The sequence below is a fragment of the Burkholderia sp. 9775_39 genome, assembly GCF_015712225.1.
GTDB classification, from domain to species: Bacteria; Pseudomonadota; Gammaproteobacteria; order Burkholderiales; family Burkholderiaceae; genus Burkholderia; species Burkholderia cenocepacia.
Genome location: NZ_JACCQC010000055.1, coordinates 1 through 18,111, shown reverse-complemented (window position 1 = coordinate 18,111; position 18,111 = coordinate 1). Strand labels below are relative to the sequence as shown.

Sequence of the window (18,111 nt, the reverse complement as noted above, 5' to 3'; positions counted from 1 at the left end):
CCAGCGATGCGAGGGTCGCGCGTTGCACGTCGAGCGTCACGCGGGCGGCCTCGAACGATTCGCGCGAGGTTGCATCGTCGGGCAGCATTGCCTGCTGGCGCTTGAACGCGAGTTCCGCCTGCGTGAGTTGCGCGGCGGTCGATTGCTGCTGCGCGCGCAGGCTTTCTTCGCTGGCGCGCTTGGCGCAGCGCGTTTTCGGAAATCACGGGATCGATCTCGGCGAGCCACTGACCCTTCGTGACCTTGTCGCCGAGCCTGACCTTCCGCGATTTCAGCTGCCCCGACACCTGCGCGCCGACGTCGACCTGCTTGAATGCCTGCAGCGCGCCGGTTGCCAGCACCGCGTTCTCGAGATCGCTGCGCATAACGGTTGCGGAAAGAAGTTGAGGATGACGTTCAGGTGCAAACAAATACCAGCCACCAATACTAACGACCAGAATTTTCCGTCCGGCCTTTATCGAGGCAGATCTCCTTTATCTTTGCTACTGCATAGTCACGCCCTACCCCTCTCAAATTGCTGGCGGCACACTGATAGTACTTCCCCCTCCAATTAAATTGAACCGAATCACTTCGATGCAGCTTGTCGCACGCATCATAAATAGACTCCACGGCCACCTTGCTTCTCGTTTGCCCAAGATATCTCGTCAGGCACTGACCGTAACCCAGCTCATCGGCCAAAGCTTCATTTCCTACAAAAAATGCTCCTAAAATCAACCCTCCGATACCAATTACCTTTTTGATGTTCATATCAGACCCTCGCCGGGACTTGTGCCCGGATATCACTTGTTATTTTACATTTCGCGCCGACGCAAACTACCATGTTTCATGGATGGTAATCTACGGAATATCAATTGATTTCGCAAATTGGTGCGTCTCGCAATTATGAACAAATATCGCCGAATCGTTAATTACAGTCAGACCCATTGGCTCTTGCTGCTGTACTTGCTACGCTTGCCGTGCTGTCTCACCACCGAGGTGAAACAGCACACTCCGATCATCCGTTTCATGGGTTTAGTGCGCAGCCTTATGGCTGCGTTTTTTTCACATTGGGTGTGCGTCGTCATACGCCATCATCAACGCCCGCAAGTCATACCACATCCCAAAGTAGTGCACGATGAAATTCCCTGGACTGCGGAACATCCATGGTGTATTGACGTCGACCAGGTCCAGAACGGTATCGTCCGTCAAAGCGCCCGCCCGCTGCAGTCCACGAATGAACTGATACTGATCTCCATTGCCCGAATACACCGTTGAGCGATCTTCCATCGCTTCGATGACCTTCATGATGTCGCACAGTGCGGCCTCATTGCGCGGCGTATTCTTGAACCCCATCACCCCTGCGTTAAACTCCCACTGCCCAACATCGTGCGCAAGCAGCAGTTCTCGCCCGCGCAGCAGCGATTCGAGCGCTCGTTGCTGATCTGCGATCAGCACGTCGGCATCGAGCCAAATCACCCAATCATGGTGCTTCAAATAGCCGTGCAACAACCACGGCTTGTACCAGTTTGCGCTGGCTTGCAGGCCGATCTCCCGCGGCAAATCGCGATGAATGTATAGCGTGTAGCCATGCCTGTCGGCATAGCGACAGAAATTGCGCTCCGCTATTCGGGCATACATGCTTACATTTGGCGTGAACAGGGTGACGATCGCGATGGCATGACCGGGGTTATAGGTCACACGCTCGGACTCGGGTTCGGCGCGCTCGTATTGCGGAAACCGTAGGTACGGTAGATCGGCCGCTTGACACTGATTGATATGCTCAACCAGCACGTTCCGAAAGCGTCCTACCACCCCTTTCTGCTCGGGCTGTTCGAGTTGGTCGTCCAGACTGAGTGCGAATGTCGGGACTCTTGCCCACTGTGGGTCGTAGTTGTAGCCTCCCCCCATCACGACACACATATCGGCCAACGGCGTCATATAGTGGTGGATATCCAGACCGGTGAAGAGTTCAGCTTCTGCGGGTGGCGGTCGTTCCCCACCCGCCCTGCATCGTTTGACGATATGCAACACCGCTTGTCGTACCGCGTGAGTATTGCGCCAAAACTGCACATCGACCTGTGGCAATCCATGAGCGGCCGTTTGCACGAGCAAGATATCGCGCTCCTGCATGAACACTTCCGCGCGCACGTCTTGACCCAGGATGACGGCATCCTCGCTTAACAGGAGCACGATTTCTCCGTCAGGCGCCTCGCGCAAGATATGCAGCAACACCTCATAGCGATGCAACACGCGAAATGCATGTAGCGGCGACATCAGCGAGGCATCGACATATCGATGCGCGTAGCCGAATCGATTGGCATAACGACGATGATTGGCCAAACTGGCTGGAGCGTCTTGTCGAAAGTGGCTAAGAATGATCATGTCTGTTTGTCGGAATCATCGTGGGGCAATGCTGTTGTGCGCCGGCCTGACACCGACACTTGCCATCGAGCATGGGCTACCTGCCCCGGCAGGCAGCGCGAGCGTAGACCGATTGTGTCGCCGACCTCGGTTCCGATCTGGAGGGTAACGGGTAAGCCGGATGTATAGACCACCTCGCCGTTCCTCGAAATCTCGACTTCGAGACACGACGGCTCATCCGCAAGATGCGTGGCCCGCAGTTTTAAGGACATGCCCGCATCGGTGATGCGCAATTTCACATGTGTGCTGCCGCACGCGTGAATCGAGACAACCTGCTGCCCACCGCTGCTGCTGACATACGGCCATCGATCTGGCTCAAATGTCGTACTCCCATCGATCTCCAGTCCGAGCGGGCGAAGCAGCACGCTGGCCTCGCCAGCTAACGGACAGGAGTTCCACTTTACCTCGTGCGGATGCGTCAAGCTAAGCGCCCCGCCATTCTGTAGCGCGCTTGCCGCGTGGCGGGATAAGTAGCGCCAACGGTTGATGTAGCGAATGTCGCCGGTCATATGCAAGGCACGAACGGCTTTTTGCTGATGCTCGAAGACGATTGTGCCGCTTGTCCAGTCCTGACGTTCGCGCAATCCCCACTTGGGTAAAAAATTGTGTTCCTGCCCCAACAGACACACATCGTGTTCGGCAGCCCAGAGGTGCAGTATCGTGGTGTCGAGACCGTAGATCGACTGAAAGTCCTGTCCCACCCTGTTTAGACACGATCGAACAAAGTGAGAAAACCCCATCCACGCGGCGCGGTTTCCAGCGATCAATCCGGCCTGCAATGGAAATCCATAGCGCTCAATGACCTCGTGTGAGCACTGTTGAATCAGGCGCTCTCGATTGGAGCCGATGATCGGCCCGGTCACGTAATCGCAATAGTGCAGGTCTGGTGCGACATGTACGCGCCCGTTGTCTTGCACGTGGTCAAACAAATCAAACGGCTGACCGGTGAACCATATATCTGCGTCGTAGAGCGCGAGTTGGCCAATTCGAGGATCTTGCTCCATCACTCTGGCAGCGGAGACAAATCGGTCACAAGCGAGTTGGCCTGTCTGCGCACTCGGATGGATGGAAATCTCCTGTTCCTCAAGCAGTCGCCGCTTGGCGGCACATAGTCCATAGTCGATGACACCAAGGCGGTCGCGATATCCGGCTGCCCGAATCGACAATACAAACGGGATGAGCATTTCGTACCATGCCTGATCGTTGTCATCTATCGCGACAACGACGATCCTTGCTGCATGAGGCACCGTATTCATAGAAGAGTCATTTTGCTTATCAGACACGGGAAGCGTCCCTATCCTGGTTCACCGGGGGCGTGCAATTTGCACGATTCCTCTGTCAATAATTGATCCATTGTTGCGCCCGCATCACGCTGAATACAACAACGATTCCCAACGCCACGGCCACGACACAGTTGAGTCTCTGATGACGCAGACGAAGTCGTGTCCAAAGCGGCCTCGCGATGGCCTTCTTTGCTGCTTGTTCGACATCCTGCAGCAAGCCCATCGACTGCTGGCCCGTCCCTCGCCGAGTGATTTCGTCGGATTCAGCCGGCCAACGCGCTGATGCTGGCACTTGAAGAATGCACATAAGCTGCCTCTTCGTCGTCCCGATATGTTGCTGATAGCGCCTCATTACGCTGAACAAGATCGCGGTTGCAACGTACGTTACCGTGCACTGAACCGATCTCGAAGCAGACGATGCTAATAGGTCGTAATCAATGACGCCGATGCAGTCTTTATGAAACAACTGCGCATGAATTTCCGCCCCCATCGCTTCGACGCGTTTGAGTTTTTCCATTGTCTGAATTCTGCTTGCAACTCCATAGGACAGCAGAATATTTGAATATGATGATGAAAGCACGTGATCGAGCTTGTCAAGGCCATACAGCGTGCGTGCCAAGTAGAGAATCTTTCGATAGTATTTCGACAATGCTTCTCGCATCAACATTTCGAGCGTCGATGGCGATGTGTCGGTATGGGCACTTAGCAGCATTGCTGCGTCCCGATCGAAGGCCATGATTGCAGACTCGAGCACCTGATAGGAGGCTGCATCGAGGGGCCAGCAAGAATATTACTCATGCCCGTTCTCCCCCACGGGCTTTCTGCGATCCGCACGCCCAGCCTTGCGTACGTTCATTTCCACGCTGGTTCCCGTCAAATCTCCTTGTAATGCCTGTTGCAGGCGGCGCTCCTGCGCCCTGAGCTTGCTCAGTTGCTCTCGCGCCTGCGCCTGCTCGGACTGCAGCGAAAGAACACCCTGGCGCACCTGCGCCTGGCGTGCATCCACTTGCGCGCTTTGTGCGCGCTCGATACTCAGATCCGCCTGCATCGCCTCGACTTGCCGCTTGGCTGAAGCAACCTCCCTGTCGTATCGGTCCCGCCACGCCTGAGCTAAAACGCGATTGCGTTCGACTTCCGCCAATTGCGCGCTCTGCGAGACGAACTGTTTGAACAGCTGGTCGGCAAGTCCGGCTCGATCGGTACGCACCACTTTCCAGAATCGCTTGAACTGGAACAAGGCAACGAAGTAGACCAAGTTCTCTCTATCAAAAAACTCGCTGGCACCGTACTCGGCGTTGTAGACCGTACGAAGCTCATCGACCTTCTTGTCTTGAATCAAGCCGATCAGCGTGCCCACTTCCCCGCGCGCGTCATCGGACGGCGCAGCTTGGTCCGATGTCGGCGCTGCCTCTTCAGAGGCAGGCGCATCCACCTGACCATAAGCGGCAAGACTCACCACCGTCATGATGCTGAGCAGTACACTTCGAACTGGATCAACCCACCTTGATTTCATTGCACGCTACTCTCTCGATTCGTGTTCTTCATTTTGTGAACTGATCCGGGATGTCGGTGATTCGACGATGTGACAGATACCGCATCCAGTCTTGCGGTTGAACTGGTGCCGGCTGCATCGGGATCTCCTCGGGCGTGTTTGCCATTACGCGCTCGCTCAGCGCACTGCCATGATCTTGAGCACGAGTGTTCTGCACCAGTCGGTCAGCGTGATGGTGCGCTGGCCCAAGCGGCCTTAAGCGAGCTGCCTCCAGGCTCGACTGACGCAGTGCACGGGTTGGCGAAGATCTCAAGCGCCTGACCACGGGTTGCTTGATTTCCCGTGACTCAGCTGGCGCACGCTCCACATACCGCGGCTTTACGCTCGCCTGTGTGGTCTCCGATACGTCGGGTGATACGGTCGTAGCACGGTCGGCCGAGCTTGGTACGACAGGCGATTGAGCAGACTGCGCATGCGCCTGAATACTTGCGGCACTCGGGAGGTTGTGTGTCGGCGGCACAACGTGCGGACGCAGCCACCAGCCAATTGAGGCGCCGGTTGCGATCACCCCTCCAAGCACCCAACCAAGCGGATACCGAATGCGCCTGATCCGTCTGACGGGTAGCGCAGACGCCTTCTCGACACGCTCGGATTTCGATTCGGCCGGCGGTGCAGCAGCGCTGTCGGCCCGCGCCGCTCCCGATTCAGGAACATGAACTCTAGCGGCTGACGGTGGGAGTTGCCGATAAAGATTGATCGGCGGACCCATCACGATCCGCTCGTTCTTCACGTTGCGCTCGCTCATGACATGACTGATGCGCTACGCACGCACACGCGCGAGCGCATCATCCCAGGTTGGACGGCAAACATACGAGGCCTAAAATTCATACCCGGCCTGGACCCGTCCACCCACCATCCCACCACCCGTTACCGACCCCGCCAAATTGAACAACCAGTGGCCATTGCCTGTTCTGTAGGTCAAGCCCGCGGCCACGGCGCTATATCCGCCGTACGTGGCCGCGCCCGCGGCCAAAATCGATCGACCCGGCTCACTGGGCACCAAGCTCGGCATGGCCATCGCCGAAGCAACCCCCCCGTATGCCCCACGTTGCAAGGACGAAACAGAACTACGCACGGCATCGAGCTGACTGACGTTGACCGCGTCCGTCGGTGCAACGCCGGCCGCGACATTGACGATTCGACGCAGGTTGTCTGCCGAACCCACTGACACCGTATTAGGATCGGTGGCCACCGAGTTTGCACCCAAGGCAACTGAGTTGGCCGCTGTCGCTGACGCGCCAGCCCCCACCGCAACAGCGTTCGTGCTGGACGCAAGCGCATTGGCCCCCACGGCCGTTGTGAAACTAGCCAGCGCCTGCGCCTGGTAGCCCGATGCGAATGACTGGCTGTACGCGGCCACAGCTCGAAATCCCACGGCCGTCGCATTCTCCTGTTGAGCCTGAGCATACGCACCATACGCGGTCGCACCATTTGCTACTGTGCTGGACTGGGCTCCATTGACTCCCGCCACCGAGCCGGCACTCGCACACAGTCCGGTCGCAGTCGTGTCCACACCGTTTGCCACTGTGCAGCCCGTGGCATCAATTCCGCTGACGGTCGTCGCATCTCTGGTCGCTCCCTGCGTTTGCACAAAGCCATTTGCGCCACCTCCGATCGCCGTGCCCAATACCGTTCCGTTCTGGGCATTCACTGCTCCAGACTGGCGAACGAGCGGCGAGAGTGTGGTTGAGAGCGAATCGACTCGCGAACTGACCGTACTGACGCCGGTGGACAGGGACACGATCCCACTGAACGCCGTACTCAGACCACTTGAAGTCGACGCAGAGAGTGATCGAATGCCGGTTGAGAGCGAGCTTACTGAAGTGGAGGTTGACGTCGACAATGAGCTAACGCCGGTCGAAAGCGAACTCACTGCCGTGGATGTCGATGTCGACAGCGAGCTGACGCCGGTCGAGAGTGAACTCACTGCCGTGGACGTCGACGTCGACAACGAGCTGACGCCGGTCGAGAGTGAACTCACTGCCGTGGACGTCGACATCGACAACGAGCTGATGCCGGTCGAGAGCGAACTCACCGCCGTGGACGTCGACGTCGACAACGAGCTGACACCAGTCGAGAGCGAACTCACTGCCGTGGACGTCGACGTCGACAACGAGCTGATGCCGGTCGAGAGCGAACTCACCGCCGTGGACGTCGACGTCGACAACGAGCTGACGCCAGTCGAGAGCGAACTCACCGCCGTGGATGTTGACGTCGACAGCGAGCTGATACCTGTCGAGAGCGAGCTCGTGGCCGTCGATGCTGATGACGAAAGCGAGCTGATGCCGGTCGACAATGAGCTCGTCGCCGTTGACACTGACGTCGATAACGTAAACAGCTGCGCCCCGTTCACGGCATCCGTACTGGTACTGCTCAGAGTGCCGGGCGTCAAGCCTGTAATCGTATGCGATAGCATATCGATGTTGCCATTTACCAATACCCCACCTGAGGCAGACAATCCAATCTGATTCGCATTAATCCCGCCTACATCCCCAACAAAAACAGCCGCACCCGTCGAAGACTCATCACTCAAATACACACCACTATTACAATTTGAATAACTTACTACAGGAGGTCCAAAACTCCCGTTCCCTAAAACCGTATCACTGGCATAGGTGTTACCTGTGCTGCCTGAGCAGTTGACGATCTTCCCAGCGTGAGCATAAGGTACGAATAAGGCAAGGTATGCTGCAACTCCCAGATAGGTTGCTCTCAGGCGAGGCGATGCAAGGCGCCTCGCACCTACTCGAGCACCCCCTTGCTTTCCCTCATTTTTCTTCGCTTTCCAGTCAATACATTTTTTCATTGAATCACCCCATGTCTAATTGTTGGCAAATCTGCCAACCAAGATGATTCCGATCTTTTATCCGTATCTTTATATTTTGAAGCTTAATTATTTTAGATTCACATATTACTTTTCAGGTTTCACTTATGCTTCCAGAAGCGCAGCCCTAGTCCCCCTTCATTCGCCTTGGCGATCCACTTGACCACACCTCATCCTGGTGGTCGAAGTGGCCGGAGGATACGGTCCGATCGGTCATCGGTGCCGCGACATGTCTCTCGCGTGCATCTGATGAGACAACCGTCTCCAGTCGATAGCCGACCGAATAGTAAGTCTTCAGATAGAATCCGTGCCGTGGTTCAATTTGCATCTTGCGCTTCAATCTATAAACGTGACTGCTCAGGCTGTGCGACGTAAACTCGCTACGATCGCCCCCCCAGATACGTCCTAAAAGTACCTCACGCGTCAGCAATTGATCCACGTATGAAAAAAACATGACCGCCAGATCGAATTCGCGCGGAGTCAACGAAATTCGCGTGTTATTGAGCCACACCCAGCGATTTGGCACATCGATTCGATACATTCCCGCCTCGATTTTCATACTCGTACTACGACGAGCGGGATATGCATGCCTGAGCAGCACTTCTAATCGAGCAACCAACTCATCTGAGTCGGATGGCATCACAATCGCATCATCCGCACCCGCTCTTAGCGCCACGGCCATTTCCGCACGCCTTGCTTCATTTGTGACATACATAATCGGCAAGTGGGCCACTGTCCGATCCCGCACCCAGCTCAGCATCTCTAGTGCAGACCGATCAATCGGTTGACCAATAACAATGAGGTGCGCCTCTATATGTTCGGGTGCAGTGAGCCAAGCCTGCCCGTCGCTCACCACCGTCGCCTCATGCCCGGCTGCATTGACTGCCTGGACGATCGCTTCGGTTTCTTGCGGATCGTGGTTAATAACCAGAATCATGATCGTCTCTCTCTATTTCCATTCTCTGCAGCCCGCTTCTGACACACTTGCGTCCAGATCGCCTCAAGCGACGTTCTTGTGTCATCCTCGCCATTGCGTAGCACGCCCTGTTCGCCTATGAGATGCGCTCGAATACGCAGCCGCTCGGTCGGATTTGAAATCAGCCCTTCCAGGCACGACTCATACATGTCTCCACTGGTTGCGACACCAGAAACCAGATTGGCAGACTTCAGTAAAGATGCACCAATACGCGATGCCATCGTCTCGCCGGCCCACGTGACTACAGCAACACCAGAGCTTAATGCGTCATGTACATTTGAGAATGAATTATATGGATAGGTATCCAAAGCAATATCTGCACACGACCATCGCTGACGATGGTTTATCTCGTTTAGCTGCGTCGCGAAAATCAAGCGCTCCCGCCCCACTCCCCTTATTGCCGCTTCTCTGGATAAGTTGAGGGTGACAGTTTGATCTCGAGCTAGCAGCCAAAGGACACAGCCCGGAAATCGTCGTAAGACAGCACACCAGCGATCGAACAGATCGGGCGTGATCTTATGAGATGGTCCAAAATACGCCAGAACACATGCAGCCACGGGCAAACCATGATCAACCCGTCTCGCGCGCCTGTACGTGACAGGCTTCCATTGCTTGGTACGATAGCACCCTGGCACGCGCCAGATTTTTTCAGAATAATCTGCCTCTCGTCCTGGCGGAACGATCACATGATCAACGATCAGACCATCGACCAAAGCGCCCAGCGGGGCTGGATAGATCGGAAAACCCAGCACACAAGGCGCCGGTTTATGCGCCAGCACGCCCACCAGAGGATCGGTCGGACCTTGCATGAAAACCAGTACATCCAGCCCGTCCTTGCGCAGCCGAGTAGCCAGTTCTTCGCACCCTAGGCCTGAGACAGGGACATAACGATTGAACGCCCCGAACAGTTTCTCCGTTCCCTGACGAATGGCAGAGTCGGGGGCCATGTCATAAATAATGTATTCAAACGCGCTTCCATCATGTTGCCGTCTCACTACGCTCGTCGCAAAATCGGCAAGCGGCCTCTGGTCGAACTGCCTCCCGAGAAAGCCAACGCGAATAGTCCTTCTACCCTCCGACAAGCGGGGGGCCGTTGCCGGCACATCGGACTGCCGCCTGCCAAGCCACATTGCTGCATAGCGATCTGCCGACAGACGCAGATCCGCAGCATTGAAATACGGTGACGCAAGGAGCGTGCTTCCGCAAGCCCACCCATTCATGTAGCGTACCGTACCCTGTATCAGCCGTTGCAAATGATCGTACCGACGCCAGTCACATACATGCATTGAGCAACGCAACTCTTGCAGCGCGGCGTCGAAATCAAACGGCTTTTTCTCGCTGATTTGAATGTAGAGTTTTCGCGCCGCATCATATTGCCTCTGTTGGACCAGACTATCCGCTTGCGCGTAATCGAACTCGATGTTGCTCATCCAAGTTACCTATTTCTCATGGCACTAGTACCACTGCGCGACTAAGGCAGCGCTTAGCGCAACACCTATCGTGACGCCCGTCAGGCGTCCCCAGACTGCGCTACTCAAGTCGCTCTGCACGAACAAGACTCGCTCCCGATGGCGCCATACCGTCCGCAACAGCAGCAGTCGCAGACATGTCACGAGCCAACCCGTGATCGCAGCAATGATGCATCGCACACCAAGTCCATCATCCTTCAGGATTCCAAACCGACTATCCACCATCATCACCACCATCAAGCTCAAACCGCCTACCGCGGTACTGACAATCAAGCTCGACATGAAGTGGTCTATCGGGTGACGATCTAACATGGTGTGCCCCTGCTTAGTCAATTTTGGCTTGCTGGCGCAAACCATCCAGCAGTTCCTTCTCGCCGCGCTGTCGAGATTCGTTGGCCATTTCCTGACGAATACTTTGCTCGAGCTGTGCGAAAGGTGGTCGGTTACTCTCTCGTTTATCTTCTAGCCGCACAACAATAAGATTCTTGTCGACCACAATAGGCGCTGATACTTGCCCAATCCTCATTCGTGGCAGCATGCTTGCAATCGACCATGGCATGCCGCGGGTGGCGCCCTTTTCAAGCGGCTCAGGCAAGTTTGTCCACGGCCACAGTCCCCCTTGAGCCGCATTCGGCGCCAGGCTGTATTGGGTGGCCACCAGATCGAACGGGCGGCCCTCCCGAAGATGTTTCAATACAGCTTTGGCTTGCTCTGCGGTTGCCACCGAAATAATTCGCACACGATAGTCTGTTGGCCCCCAGTCTTTGAAGCGTTCTTCGTAGCGAGCACGCACCGCACCGTCTGTCACAACAGGAGCAGGAACCTCCCGAGCCAAGTAATCGGAAATCAGCGCGTTTTCCTGTGCGACCTGAACAATGTGTGCGGCCTCCGAGCTCGGTTCGATGCCCGCCTTCTGTGCCGCTTGGCGCAAAAGCTCGCGATTGATGAGCTGCGTCTTGATCGACTCTCGAAGTGCCGGTGTATCGGCTTGCGGGATGCTCCTGATGACCTCGTCGATCTGGCCCTGGGTGATCGCCACACCATTGACCTTCGCTACATCGGCCGCCCCTGGAGCAGCCTCGCCCCGAGAATTCGGCGTCTGCTGAGCGAATGCCGAGCCGACCACACTTGCCAGCAGGACCGCCGCCCATCCCACGCAACGCAGGCGCCGCTTATCTACCGAGCAGTGCGCCCTACAAATTTCGAACACATTCATTTTGATCTCATCCCCGCTTTCCAGAATTTCACCTGATGCTTCGTTACGCCGCAGCCGGCGTTGCCATCAATTGGTCCAGCAATTCGTCGTAAGACGCAATGAGCTTCGTGTTGGTCGACAAAAATCGATCGATATTTTCACGTTGCAGACGGCGGTACGCTTCCCACTCGACATCGCATTGTTCGACCGCTCGAACAAGCTGAGTCGCACCCGCCTCGACATCGTTTTCGGGGTAGAAATAGCCCAAATCCCGGCAAAGATGTGCGTTGTGAACCAGAGCAAATCCCTGCCAGCACACGTCGAAATAAAAGTAGTTGAGCGCCAGTCCCCACTGATGGGAAATCACGATGTCGGCGTGCTCCGACAGAAACGCGGGGGTGTCAAAGCGACCCGCAAAGGCCGCCCGGCTGTCTCGCACTAGATCCAGGGTCTGCGCCAGGCTGATGAACATCGGGCTACGTGTGGCCAAATGGTCTGAATTGGTGACGTACAGGCGATCGATCGCATCTCCAACTTTGCGATACGCACTGTCAGCAATCAGCATCGGATACATGCAGAACTTGAACACATCCATATTCGGCTCCATGACGGCGAGCCGCTTAGGCTGGTGACGCGGGCGATACTCCCCCGCATGGGGCAAATGTGCCGAACGTGCCTCCAGACACATTGGATCCCAAACGAACGGTACTGCCCTCATCGGACGCCGCCGCAGCGCCCCAAAAAAATGCCAGCTGCTCTCCACAATCTGCGGGATGACCCACACCTCGTCATACCGCGGGTTGATGAACAGCGGACCGACGTCACCTCGACTGAACAGCATCGACTCCATGTTCTGCACATACTCGGGGCCACAGCAATAGCTCACGAGACGGGCACCGCGGCGCTTCAAATAGTCGGTCTGGTCGCCGCTGATCTGCCCACCCAACTCAATGAGCACGTCCAGTGAGTCCTTTACCGTCTCGAACGACTCGGTTGGAAACGTCGCGCGATCCCACGGCAACGCGCCGTCCAGGCTGACATCCGTTGTATTTACCAAGGTCACGCGATGTGCACGCGGCGAGTGCGCGAACATTTTGGCCAGATAGATCGCGTTCTGCTTGATGCCGTTTATCCACATGCTCTCGCCCGCTTCGCGCAGCCCGATCGTGATACCGATATGCAGACCGCGCTCAACGCGCTTCTTTGAACGTGATCCGTTCAATTTCTTTTTGGATTGCTGAATTTCTTCCACGATTATCTCATCCCGTTTTAGATAATTTTTAACGAGTACCGCGTTCTCGGTGACGGATTCAGTCCCTACTGTCCGACTGCCGCGGCAGGCCAGTTATAGTCGACCTGACGCCTGAAGATCAGGCATGACGGAGGCGTGTCCACCAACGTAACGGTCTCTCTTCCATGCGCCGCCGACGTATATACCGTGACAGACCGCACCAATTGCGTGGCCTTGTAGCCGCTCAGTTCGCTATGTACAACGTCCTTGCATGCGGTCGGAGCACTCGAAATTCGCTCCACCAGCAATGCACACCGGTTGCCTGCACTCGGCACGGTGGTCAGGGATAGCAGCGCGGACACACTGTCATATTCCAGTCCCATCACCGAAAAAAAAGCCCCTCCATCCGGATTCGCGCGATCCCAGTCGACCAGAATGTCGTGCTTGCGCGTGCCAGCTACCGCTCGCGCTGCAACTTGCGAAATCGCCGATCCGCAGCGCCGGATGTTCAACTGCTGCGCCGCCTGCGCAAGCAGATTCGGCGTTTGTGCCGGCGGTGGCGGTACCAGCTGCGCGCGTGCCGCCACCGTTAGCAGTGCAAACACCAGCCCGAAGGAGCGCATCGTGCCACCCATAGTCGTGCGCTTCACGCATACTCCGTTCGGCATGGATTGAGCTCCAGCAGCGCCGCCGTATACGCCGCTACGTTCTCTTCCGACTCAGGATCCAGCTTGCGCAGCAGTGCCTTTGCATCACGTCGATACTCGTCCAGCCGCAAATCGTGCTCCGCGAACGCCCGTCTCAACGCGATCGCTCCGTCGTGGCAGTCGAAATCGTGATACCGATAGCCACACGAGCCGATCAAGTCAGAGTTGTGAATCAGCGGATAGCCGCCATAGAGCGCTTCGTAATAGACGTAGTTTTGTCCGTTCTCCCAGTGATGGGACACAATCGCGTCGGCGTGTTCGGTCATGATCTGATACACCGGATAGCGGCCCTCGAAAGTCGCCAGCCCGTGTTTCACCAGATTCAGGTTGTGACAGAACGAGACGAATTCTTGGTTTGACGTAAAATTCGACGTATTGAAGACCATCAGGTTGCGGATCATGCCCGGATCCTGGCGATGCGCGACATCTGCCACCAGCATCGGGATAAAACTGGTCTTGACCATGCACAGGTTCGGCTCGAGGACCGCCAGGCGCCAGGCCTGTTTGCCCGGCTCATATCCGAACGGCTTCTGCCCCGGCATCGACTGAATCGTGCGCTCGAGGATCGCCGGGCTCCACAGGTGCTGCATGACCTTCACGCGCCCGCGTTGAACGATCTCGTAGTAGCTCGAACAGGTGCGGGCAAATGCCGGCAACGTCCAGATCACGTCGTAAGGCACGCCGGAGGCCAGCATTCCGTGCGGCTTGCTGAACATCATGCGCTCGATGTCAATGGCATAGTCGTTTGCCACGCGCATGCCCACAATTCGCCCCCCGCGCGAACGAAACGCACGCCCCCAATCCGGATTGAGCTGTGCGCTCAACTCGATCACCACATCGAGTTCGCGCATCGCCGTGTCCAGATCGATCACAGGCGCCGGCGCAAGCGACAGAAAGTCGCCCGCTTCACGAGGGTCGCCTTCGCCACCGTTGACCAGGTAAGCCGCCTCAATCGCGGGCGAGCACTTCAGCAAGTTGATCAGAAAGAAGCAGTTCTGGAAAATCCCGTTTTCCCACAGCGACTGCTGTCCTTGGCGCACAAACAGGGTGACGCCCACCTTCAGTCGTCGTTGAGTCATGCCACACGCTCCTGGGTTCGGCTCGTCAAGCGCAGCAGCAACTGCGCATACACTTCGAGGTTGGCTTGTGCATCCGGCGCCAGTCGCTCGATAAATCGATGCGCCTGCTGACGGTAGGCGTCGAGGTTTTCATGGTGGTGATATGCGGCCCACAGCAGACGATCTGCGCCTGCAGACGCATCAAATTCCGGGTAAAAATAACCTGCGTCCGTCCCAAGCCACGCCGAGTTGTGGATCAACGGATACCCTCCATACAACGCGTCCAGGTACACGATGTTCTGTTCGTTATTCCACTGGTGGCTCACCACCGCATTCGCGTTCTGGCCCATATACCCGGGAAAATCGTGGCGCCCCGGGAAGCACGCTCGGCCTGCCTTGGTAATATCCAGCGAGTTCGCCAGATAATTGAAGGTCGGATGCTCGGCCATATGCTGGCTGTTGAGCACGTGCATCGCCGTGATTGCGTCAGGGTCCGCCCGGTACACCTGCTCGCAAATCAGCATCGGAATCGCACAGCACTTCACGACCGAGATATTCGGCTCGAAGATCGCCACCGACAACGGCTGCCGAATCGCCCCTTCCTCCGGCTTTCGATAGCCGAATTCAATCCCGCTGGCCTCCAGCACGGCTCGCCTGCCTTCAATGAAGTCGGGCTTCCAGATAAATGGGGCAACATAGACCGGACACCGATGCAGCGCCGCCATCATGCTGCTCAGCCCACGATCCTTCGACAAAACCCAGATCTCGTCACACCGGTTCGCGCGAGCCGAATACCCTCCTCGAGAAAACACCACCGGCTCCACCAACCCAACGTACGGCTGACCGCAGCAGTGAAATACCACTTTCACCCCTCGTGCTCGCACGTAATCCAGCCACTCGACGCTCAGCCCCCCGGCCATCTCGATCACGACATCGACCATCTCCGTCGCATCACGCGGCTTCACCAATCTGAAACGCTGTGCCACCCGCATCTCTTCCGGATAGCTTTCCTGATCTCCGCAGTCCAGCAACAACACTTCCTTGACGAACGGCAGCCGCTCCAGCAACTGCGCCAGGAACAGTACGTTCTGCCCCAGCCCGTTCTCCCATACGCTTTGCCCCTCATGCGTCAATACCGATATGCCTACTCTCATGTCCTCGTCCCTTTCTCGTGGTCCGTTCCCTCACTCGCCTCGCCGGCCAGTGTCGCGTCTTAGTCATTCCGCCCTTTCTTGGGCAGTTGGGGGCCTGCTCGCCCTTACTGATGACAGGCAAGCCCCTTGCTGGCCGAGTGCCAAGCGGCACCCGGCCAGCCCTACCGCCTCATCACCACTGGTACGACACACCAACACCGTAGGTTGAGCCAGCAGCCGACACGCCAACCCCGCCCTTGATCTTGATGTTCTTCGCCATCCGCGCACTGAAGCCGATCGCCATGGCCTGATAGCCCTGGTAACCCGCCGTGCCGATGCCCATCGCGAATACCGACCCCGGATCAACATCAGGAATCATCGTGAGCGCTGTAGCGCCCGCAATACCGGCATAGGCCTTTCGCGCCGTCTGGTTCACGGACGACTGCACCGAACCCAGTTGCGATACGTTCACGGCATCCGTCGGGTTAATACCCGGGGCAACGTTGGTAATCCGACGTTCGCTACCCGCCGAACCCACCGACACCGTGTTCGCCTCCGTGGCAATCGAGCCATTACCCAACGCCACCGAGTTGGCCGCCGCCGCCGTCGCATACGCCCCCAGTGCAAGCGAGTTCGTCTGCGTGGCCGTCGCACTCGCGCCGAACACCGATGCGTTGTTGCCCGAAGCCAGCGAGTTCGAACCCACTGCCGTCGTCGGATCGGCAATTGCCTGGGCCTGGTAGCCGATTGCGATCGAGCCTGCGTTGTTCGCAATCGAGCGGAAGCCCACTGCCGTCGTGTTATCGCTCTGTGCCTGTGCGTACGCACCGTAGGCCGTGGCGCCGTTGGCCGCGGTACTCTTCGTACCCGCCATCGCGCCCAGACCCGTGGCCGTCGTGTCCAGACCGTTTGCGATCGTCATGCCGGCCACGGTGACCGTCCCGGTCGACGTGTTGTCGAACGTTGCACCTTGCGTCAGCACCTGACCGTTCGTCCCTCCGCCGATCACTGCCACGCCGGCCGTCGCGCCCTGGTTCGACGCCGCATTGGCCTGCGAGGCCAACGAACCGACCGAGTTCGCCAGGTTGTTCAGGCCGGTCGAGACCGCCGTCGAAACCGCTCCGCTCATGTTGGTCGACAGCGACACCACCGAGCTCGTCACGCTCGACAGGCCCGAGGACACCGATGAGAAGCCAAGCGAGACCGTGCCGGACAGCGAGCTCACACTGCTGATCGTCGACGTCAGGCCACTCGACAGCGAGGCAATGCTGCTCGTGTTCGTCGAGATGCTGCCCGACATGCCGCTGACCGTCGTCGACAGCGATGTCACCGCGCTTGTTGTGCTGCTCAAGCCCGAGGACAGCGAGGTGAAGCCTGTCGACAGCGAGCCGATGCTGCTCGTGTTGGTCGACACCAGGCCCGACAGCGATGCGATGCCGCTGGTACTGGTCGAGATCACGCTCGAGAGCGACGCCACGTTGCTGTTGGTGGAACTCAGGCCTGACGACAACGAACCGATGCCAGTCGAGGTCGACGAGGACAGCGATGCCACGTTGCTGTTGGTTGTGCTCAGGCCGATCGACAGCGAGCTTGCACCCGTTGACAGCGACGCGATGTTGCTCGTGTTGGTCGAGACCACGCCCGACAGCGAAGTCACATTGCTGTTTGTCGTGCTCAAGCCGCTCGACAGCGAGCCAATGTTGCTGTTGGCCGTGCTCAGGCCGCTCGAAGTCGACGAGGACAGCGATGCCACGTTGCTGTTCGTCGTGCTCAAGCCGCTCGACAGCGAACCAATGTTGCTGTTGGCCGTGCTCAGGCCGCTCGAAGTCGACGAGGACAGCGACGCCACGTTGCTGTTTGTCGTGCTCAGACCCGACGACAGCGAGCTCACACCCGTCGACAGCGACGCGATATTGCTCGTGTTGGTCGACACCACGCCCGACAGCGAAGTCACGTTGCTGTTCGTCGTGCTCAAGCCGCTCGACAGCGAGCCAATGTTGCTGTTGGCCGTGCTCAGGCCGCTCGAAGTCGACGAGGACAGCGATGCCACGTTGCTGTTCGTCGTGCTCAAGCCGCTCGACAGCGAACCAATGTTGCTGTTGGCCGTGCTCAGGCCGCTCGAAGTCGACGAGGACAGCGACGCCACGTTGCTGTTTGTCGTGCTCAGACCCGACGACAGCGAGCTCACACCCGTCGACAGCGACGCGATATTGCTCGTGTTGGTCGACACCACGCCCGACAGCGAAGTCACGTTGCTGTTCGTCGTGCTCAAGCCGCTCGACA

At 57.4% G+C, this 18,111-nt stretch carries 15 protein-coding genes and 1 pseudogene; 1 reads left to right on the top strand and 15 read right to left on the bottom strand.

From position 1 onward, the window contains the following. From H0X90_RS34985 to H0X90_RS35940, 15 genes and pseudogenes are all read right to left on the bottom strand, one after another. Positions 1 to 458 (bottom strand): annotated as a pseudogene (locus tag H0X90_RS34985) (biotin/lipoyl-binding protein); the annotation flags it as partial. After that, on the bottom strand, positions 427 to 747 hold the full coding sequence (locus H0X90_RS34980) for a hypothetical protein (protein WP_196438421.1): 321 nt from the start codon (positions 745 to 747) through the stop codon (positions 427 to 429). The gene H0X90_RS34980 and the pseudogene H0X90_RS34985, both read right to left, overlap by 32 nt. Positions 748 to 1,041: 294 nt before the next feature. Continuing rightward, complete coding sequence (locus tag H0X90_RS34975; RefSeq protein ID WP_196438420.1) at positions 1,042 to 2,361, bottom strand: galactosyl transferase GMA12/MNN10 domain protein; 1,320 nt, start codon at positions 2,359 to 2,361, stop codon at positions 1,042 to 1,044. Then, positions 2,358 to 3,683: a hypothetical protein gene (locus tag H0X90_RS34970; protein ID WP_196438419.1), complete on the bottom strand. Its 1,326-nt coding sequence runs from the start codon at positions 3,681 to 3,683 to the stop codon at positions 2,358 to 2,360. Before H0X90_RS34970 ends, H0X90_RS34975 begins: the two co-directional genes overlap by 4 nt. Positions 3,684 to 3,738: 55 nt before the next feature. Beyond that, positions 3,739 to 4,419, bottom strand: coding sequence for a hypothetical protein (locus tag H0X90_RS34965; RefSeq protein WP_196438418.1), 681 nt, complete (start codon positions 4,417 to 4,419; stop codon positions 3,739 to 3,741). 54 nt (positions 4,420 to 4,473) lie between these two features. Beyond that, positions 4,474 to 5,196, bottom strand: coding sequence for a DUF2968 domain-containing protein (locus H0X90_RS34960; protein WP_196438417.1), 723 nt, complete (start codon positions 5,194 to 5,196; stop codon positions 4,474 to 4,476). Between the two features lie 856 nt (positions 5,197 to 6,052). After that, positions 6,053 to 7,651 carry a YadA family autotransporter adhesin gene (locus tag H0X90_RS36355; protein ID WP_369123922.1) on the bottom strand — a complete coding sequence of 533 codons (1,599 nt, stop codon included), beginning with the start codon at positions 7,649 to 7,651 and terminating at the stop codon, positions 6,053 to 6,055. 535 nt (positions 7,652 to 8,186) lie between these two features. Continuing rightward, complete coding sequence (locus tag H0X90_RS34950) at positions 8,187 to 8,996, bottom strand: response regulator transcription factor (protein WP_196438415.1); 810 nt, start codon at positions 8,994 to 8,996, stop codon at positions 8,187 to 8,189. Then, positions 8,993 to 10,465 (bottom strand): hypothetical protein, encoded by a 1,473-nt coding sequence (locus H0X90_RS34945; RefSeq protein ID WP_196438414.1) that lies wholly within the window; start codon positions 10,463 to 10,465, stop codon positions 8,993 to 8,995. Before H0X90_RS34945 ends, H0X90_RS34950 begins: the two co-directional genes overlap by 4 nt. A 364-nt stretch (positions 10,466 to 10,829) precedes the next feature. Next, positions 10,830 to 11,720 (bottom strand): peptidyl-prolyl cis-trans isomerase, encoded by an 891-nt coding sequence (locus H0X90_RS34940; RefSeq protein WP_196438413.1) that lies wholly within the window; start codon positions 11,718 to 11,720, stop codon positions 10,830 to 10,832. Positions 11,721 to 11,763: 43 nt separating this feature from the next. Then, positions 11,764 to 12,942, bottom strand: a complete 1,179-nt coding sequence (locus H0X90_RS34935; RefSeq protein ID WP_330165471.1) for a DUF2827 domain-containing protein — start codon at positions 12,940 to 12,942, stop codon at positions 11,764 to 11,766. Between the two features lie 74 nt (positions 12,943 to 13,016). Then, positions 13,017 to 13,580: a hypothetical protein gene (locus tag H0X90_RS34930; RefSeq protein ID WP_196438412.1), complete on the bottom strand. Its 564-nt coding sequence runs from the start codon at positions 13,578 to 13,580 to the stop codon at positions 13,017 to 13,019. Further along, positions 13,577 to 14,716 carry a DUF2827 domain-containing protein gene (locus H0X90_RS34925; RefSeq protein ID WP_046429264.1) on the bottom strand — a complete coding sequence of 380 codons (1,140 nt, stop codon included), beginning with the start codon at positions 14,714 to 14,716 and terminating at the stop codon, positions 13,577 to 13,579. The genes H0X90_RS34930 and H0X90_RS34925 overlap by 4 nt, the downstream gene beginning before the upstream one ends. Continuing rightward, positions 14,713 to 15,849, bottom strand: coding sequence for a DUF2827 domain-containing protein (locus H0X90_RS34920; protein WP_046429265.1), 1,137 nt, complete (start codon positions 15,847 to 15,849; stop codon positions 14,713 to 14,715). The genes H0X90_RS34925 and H0X90_RS34920 overlap by 4 nt, the downstream gene beginning before the upstream one ends. A gap of 172 nt (positions 15,850 to 16,021) precedes the next feature. After that, a complete protein-coding gene (locus H0X90_RS35940) occupies positions 16,022 to 16,975 on the bottom strand; it encodes a YadA-like family protein (protein WP_330165470.1) in 954 nt (317 codons plus the stop codon). Here H0X90_RS35940 and H0X90_RS35935 point away from each other — a divergent pair. After that, positions 16,956 to 18,111, top strand: a 1,156-nt coding sequence (locus tag H0X90_RS35935) for a hypothetical protein (RefSeq protein ID WP_230877755.1), incomplete at its 3' end; no start/stop codon positions are given. The two genes, H0X90_RS35940 and H0X90_RS35935, sit on opposite strands and share 20 nt — an antisense overlap.

Excerpts from the sequence above, each read along its gene's own strand:
- H0X90_RS34980 (WP_196438421.1), bottom strand. The coding sequence starts at position 747 with ATGAACATCAAAAAGGTAATTGGTATCGGAGGGTTGATTTTAGGAGCA.
- H0X90_RS34975 (WP_196438420.1), bottom strand. The coding sequence starts at position 2,361 with ATGATCATTCTTAGCCACTTTCGACAAGACGCTCCAGCCAGTTTGGCC.
- H0X90_RS34965 (WP_196438418.1), bottom strand. The coding sequence starts at position 4,419 with ATGGCCTTCGATCGGGACGCAGCAATGCTGCTAAGTGCCCATACCGAC.
- H0X90_RS34960 (WP_196438417.1), bottom strand. The coding sequence starts at position 5,196 with ATGAAATCAAGGTGGGTTGATCCAGTTCGAAGTGTACTGCTCAGCATC.
- H0X90_RS36355 (WP_369123922.1), bottom strand. The coding sequence starts at position 7,651 with ATGCTATCGCATACGATTACAGGCTTGACGCCCGGCACTCTGAGCAGT.
- H0X90_RS34950 (WP_196438415.1), bottom strand. The coding sequence starts at position 8,996 with ATGATTCTGGTTATTAACCACGATCCGCAAGAAACCGAAGCGATCGTC.
- H0X90_RS34945 (WP_196438414.1), bottom strand. The coding sequence starts at position 10,465 with ATGAGCAACATCGAGTTCGATTACGCGCAAGCGGATAGTCTGGTCCAA.
- H0X90_RS34940 (WP_196438413.1), bottom strand. The coding sequence starts at position 11,720 with ATGAATGTGTTCGAAATTTGTAGGGCGCACTGCTCGGTAGATAAGCGG.
- H0X90_RS34925 (WP_046429264.1), bottom strand. The coding sequence starts at position 14,716 with ATGACTCAACGACGACTGAAGGTGGGCGTCACCCTGTTTGTGCGCCAA.
- H0X90_RS34920 (WP_046429265.1), bottom strand. The coding sequence starts at position 15,849 with ATGAGAGTAGGCATATCGGTATTGACGCATGAGGGGCAAAGCGTATGG.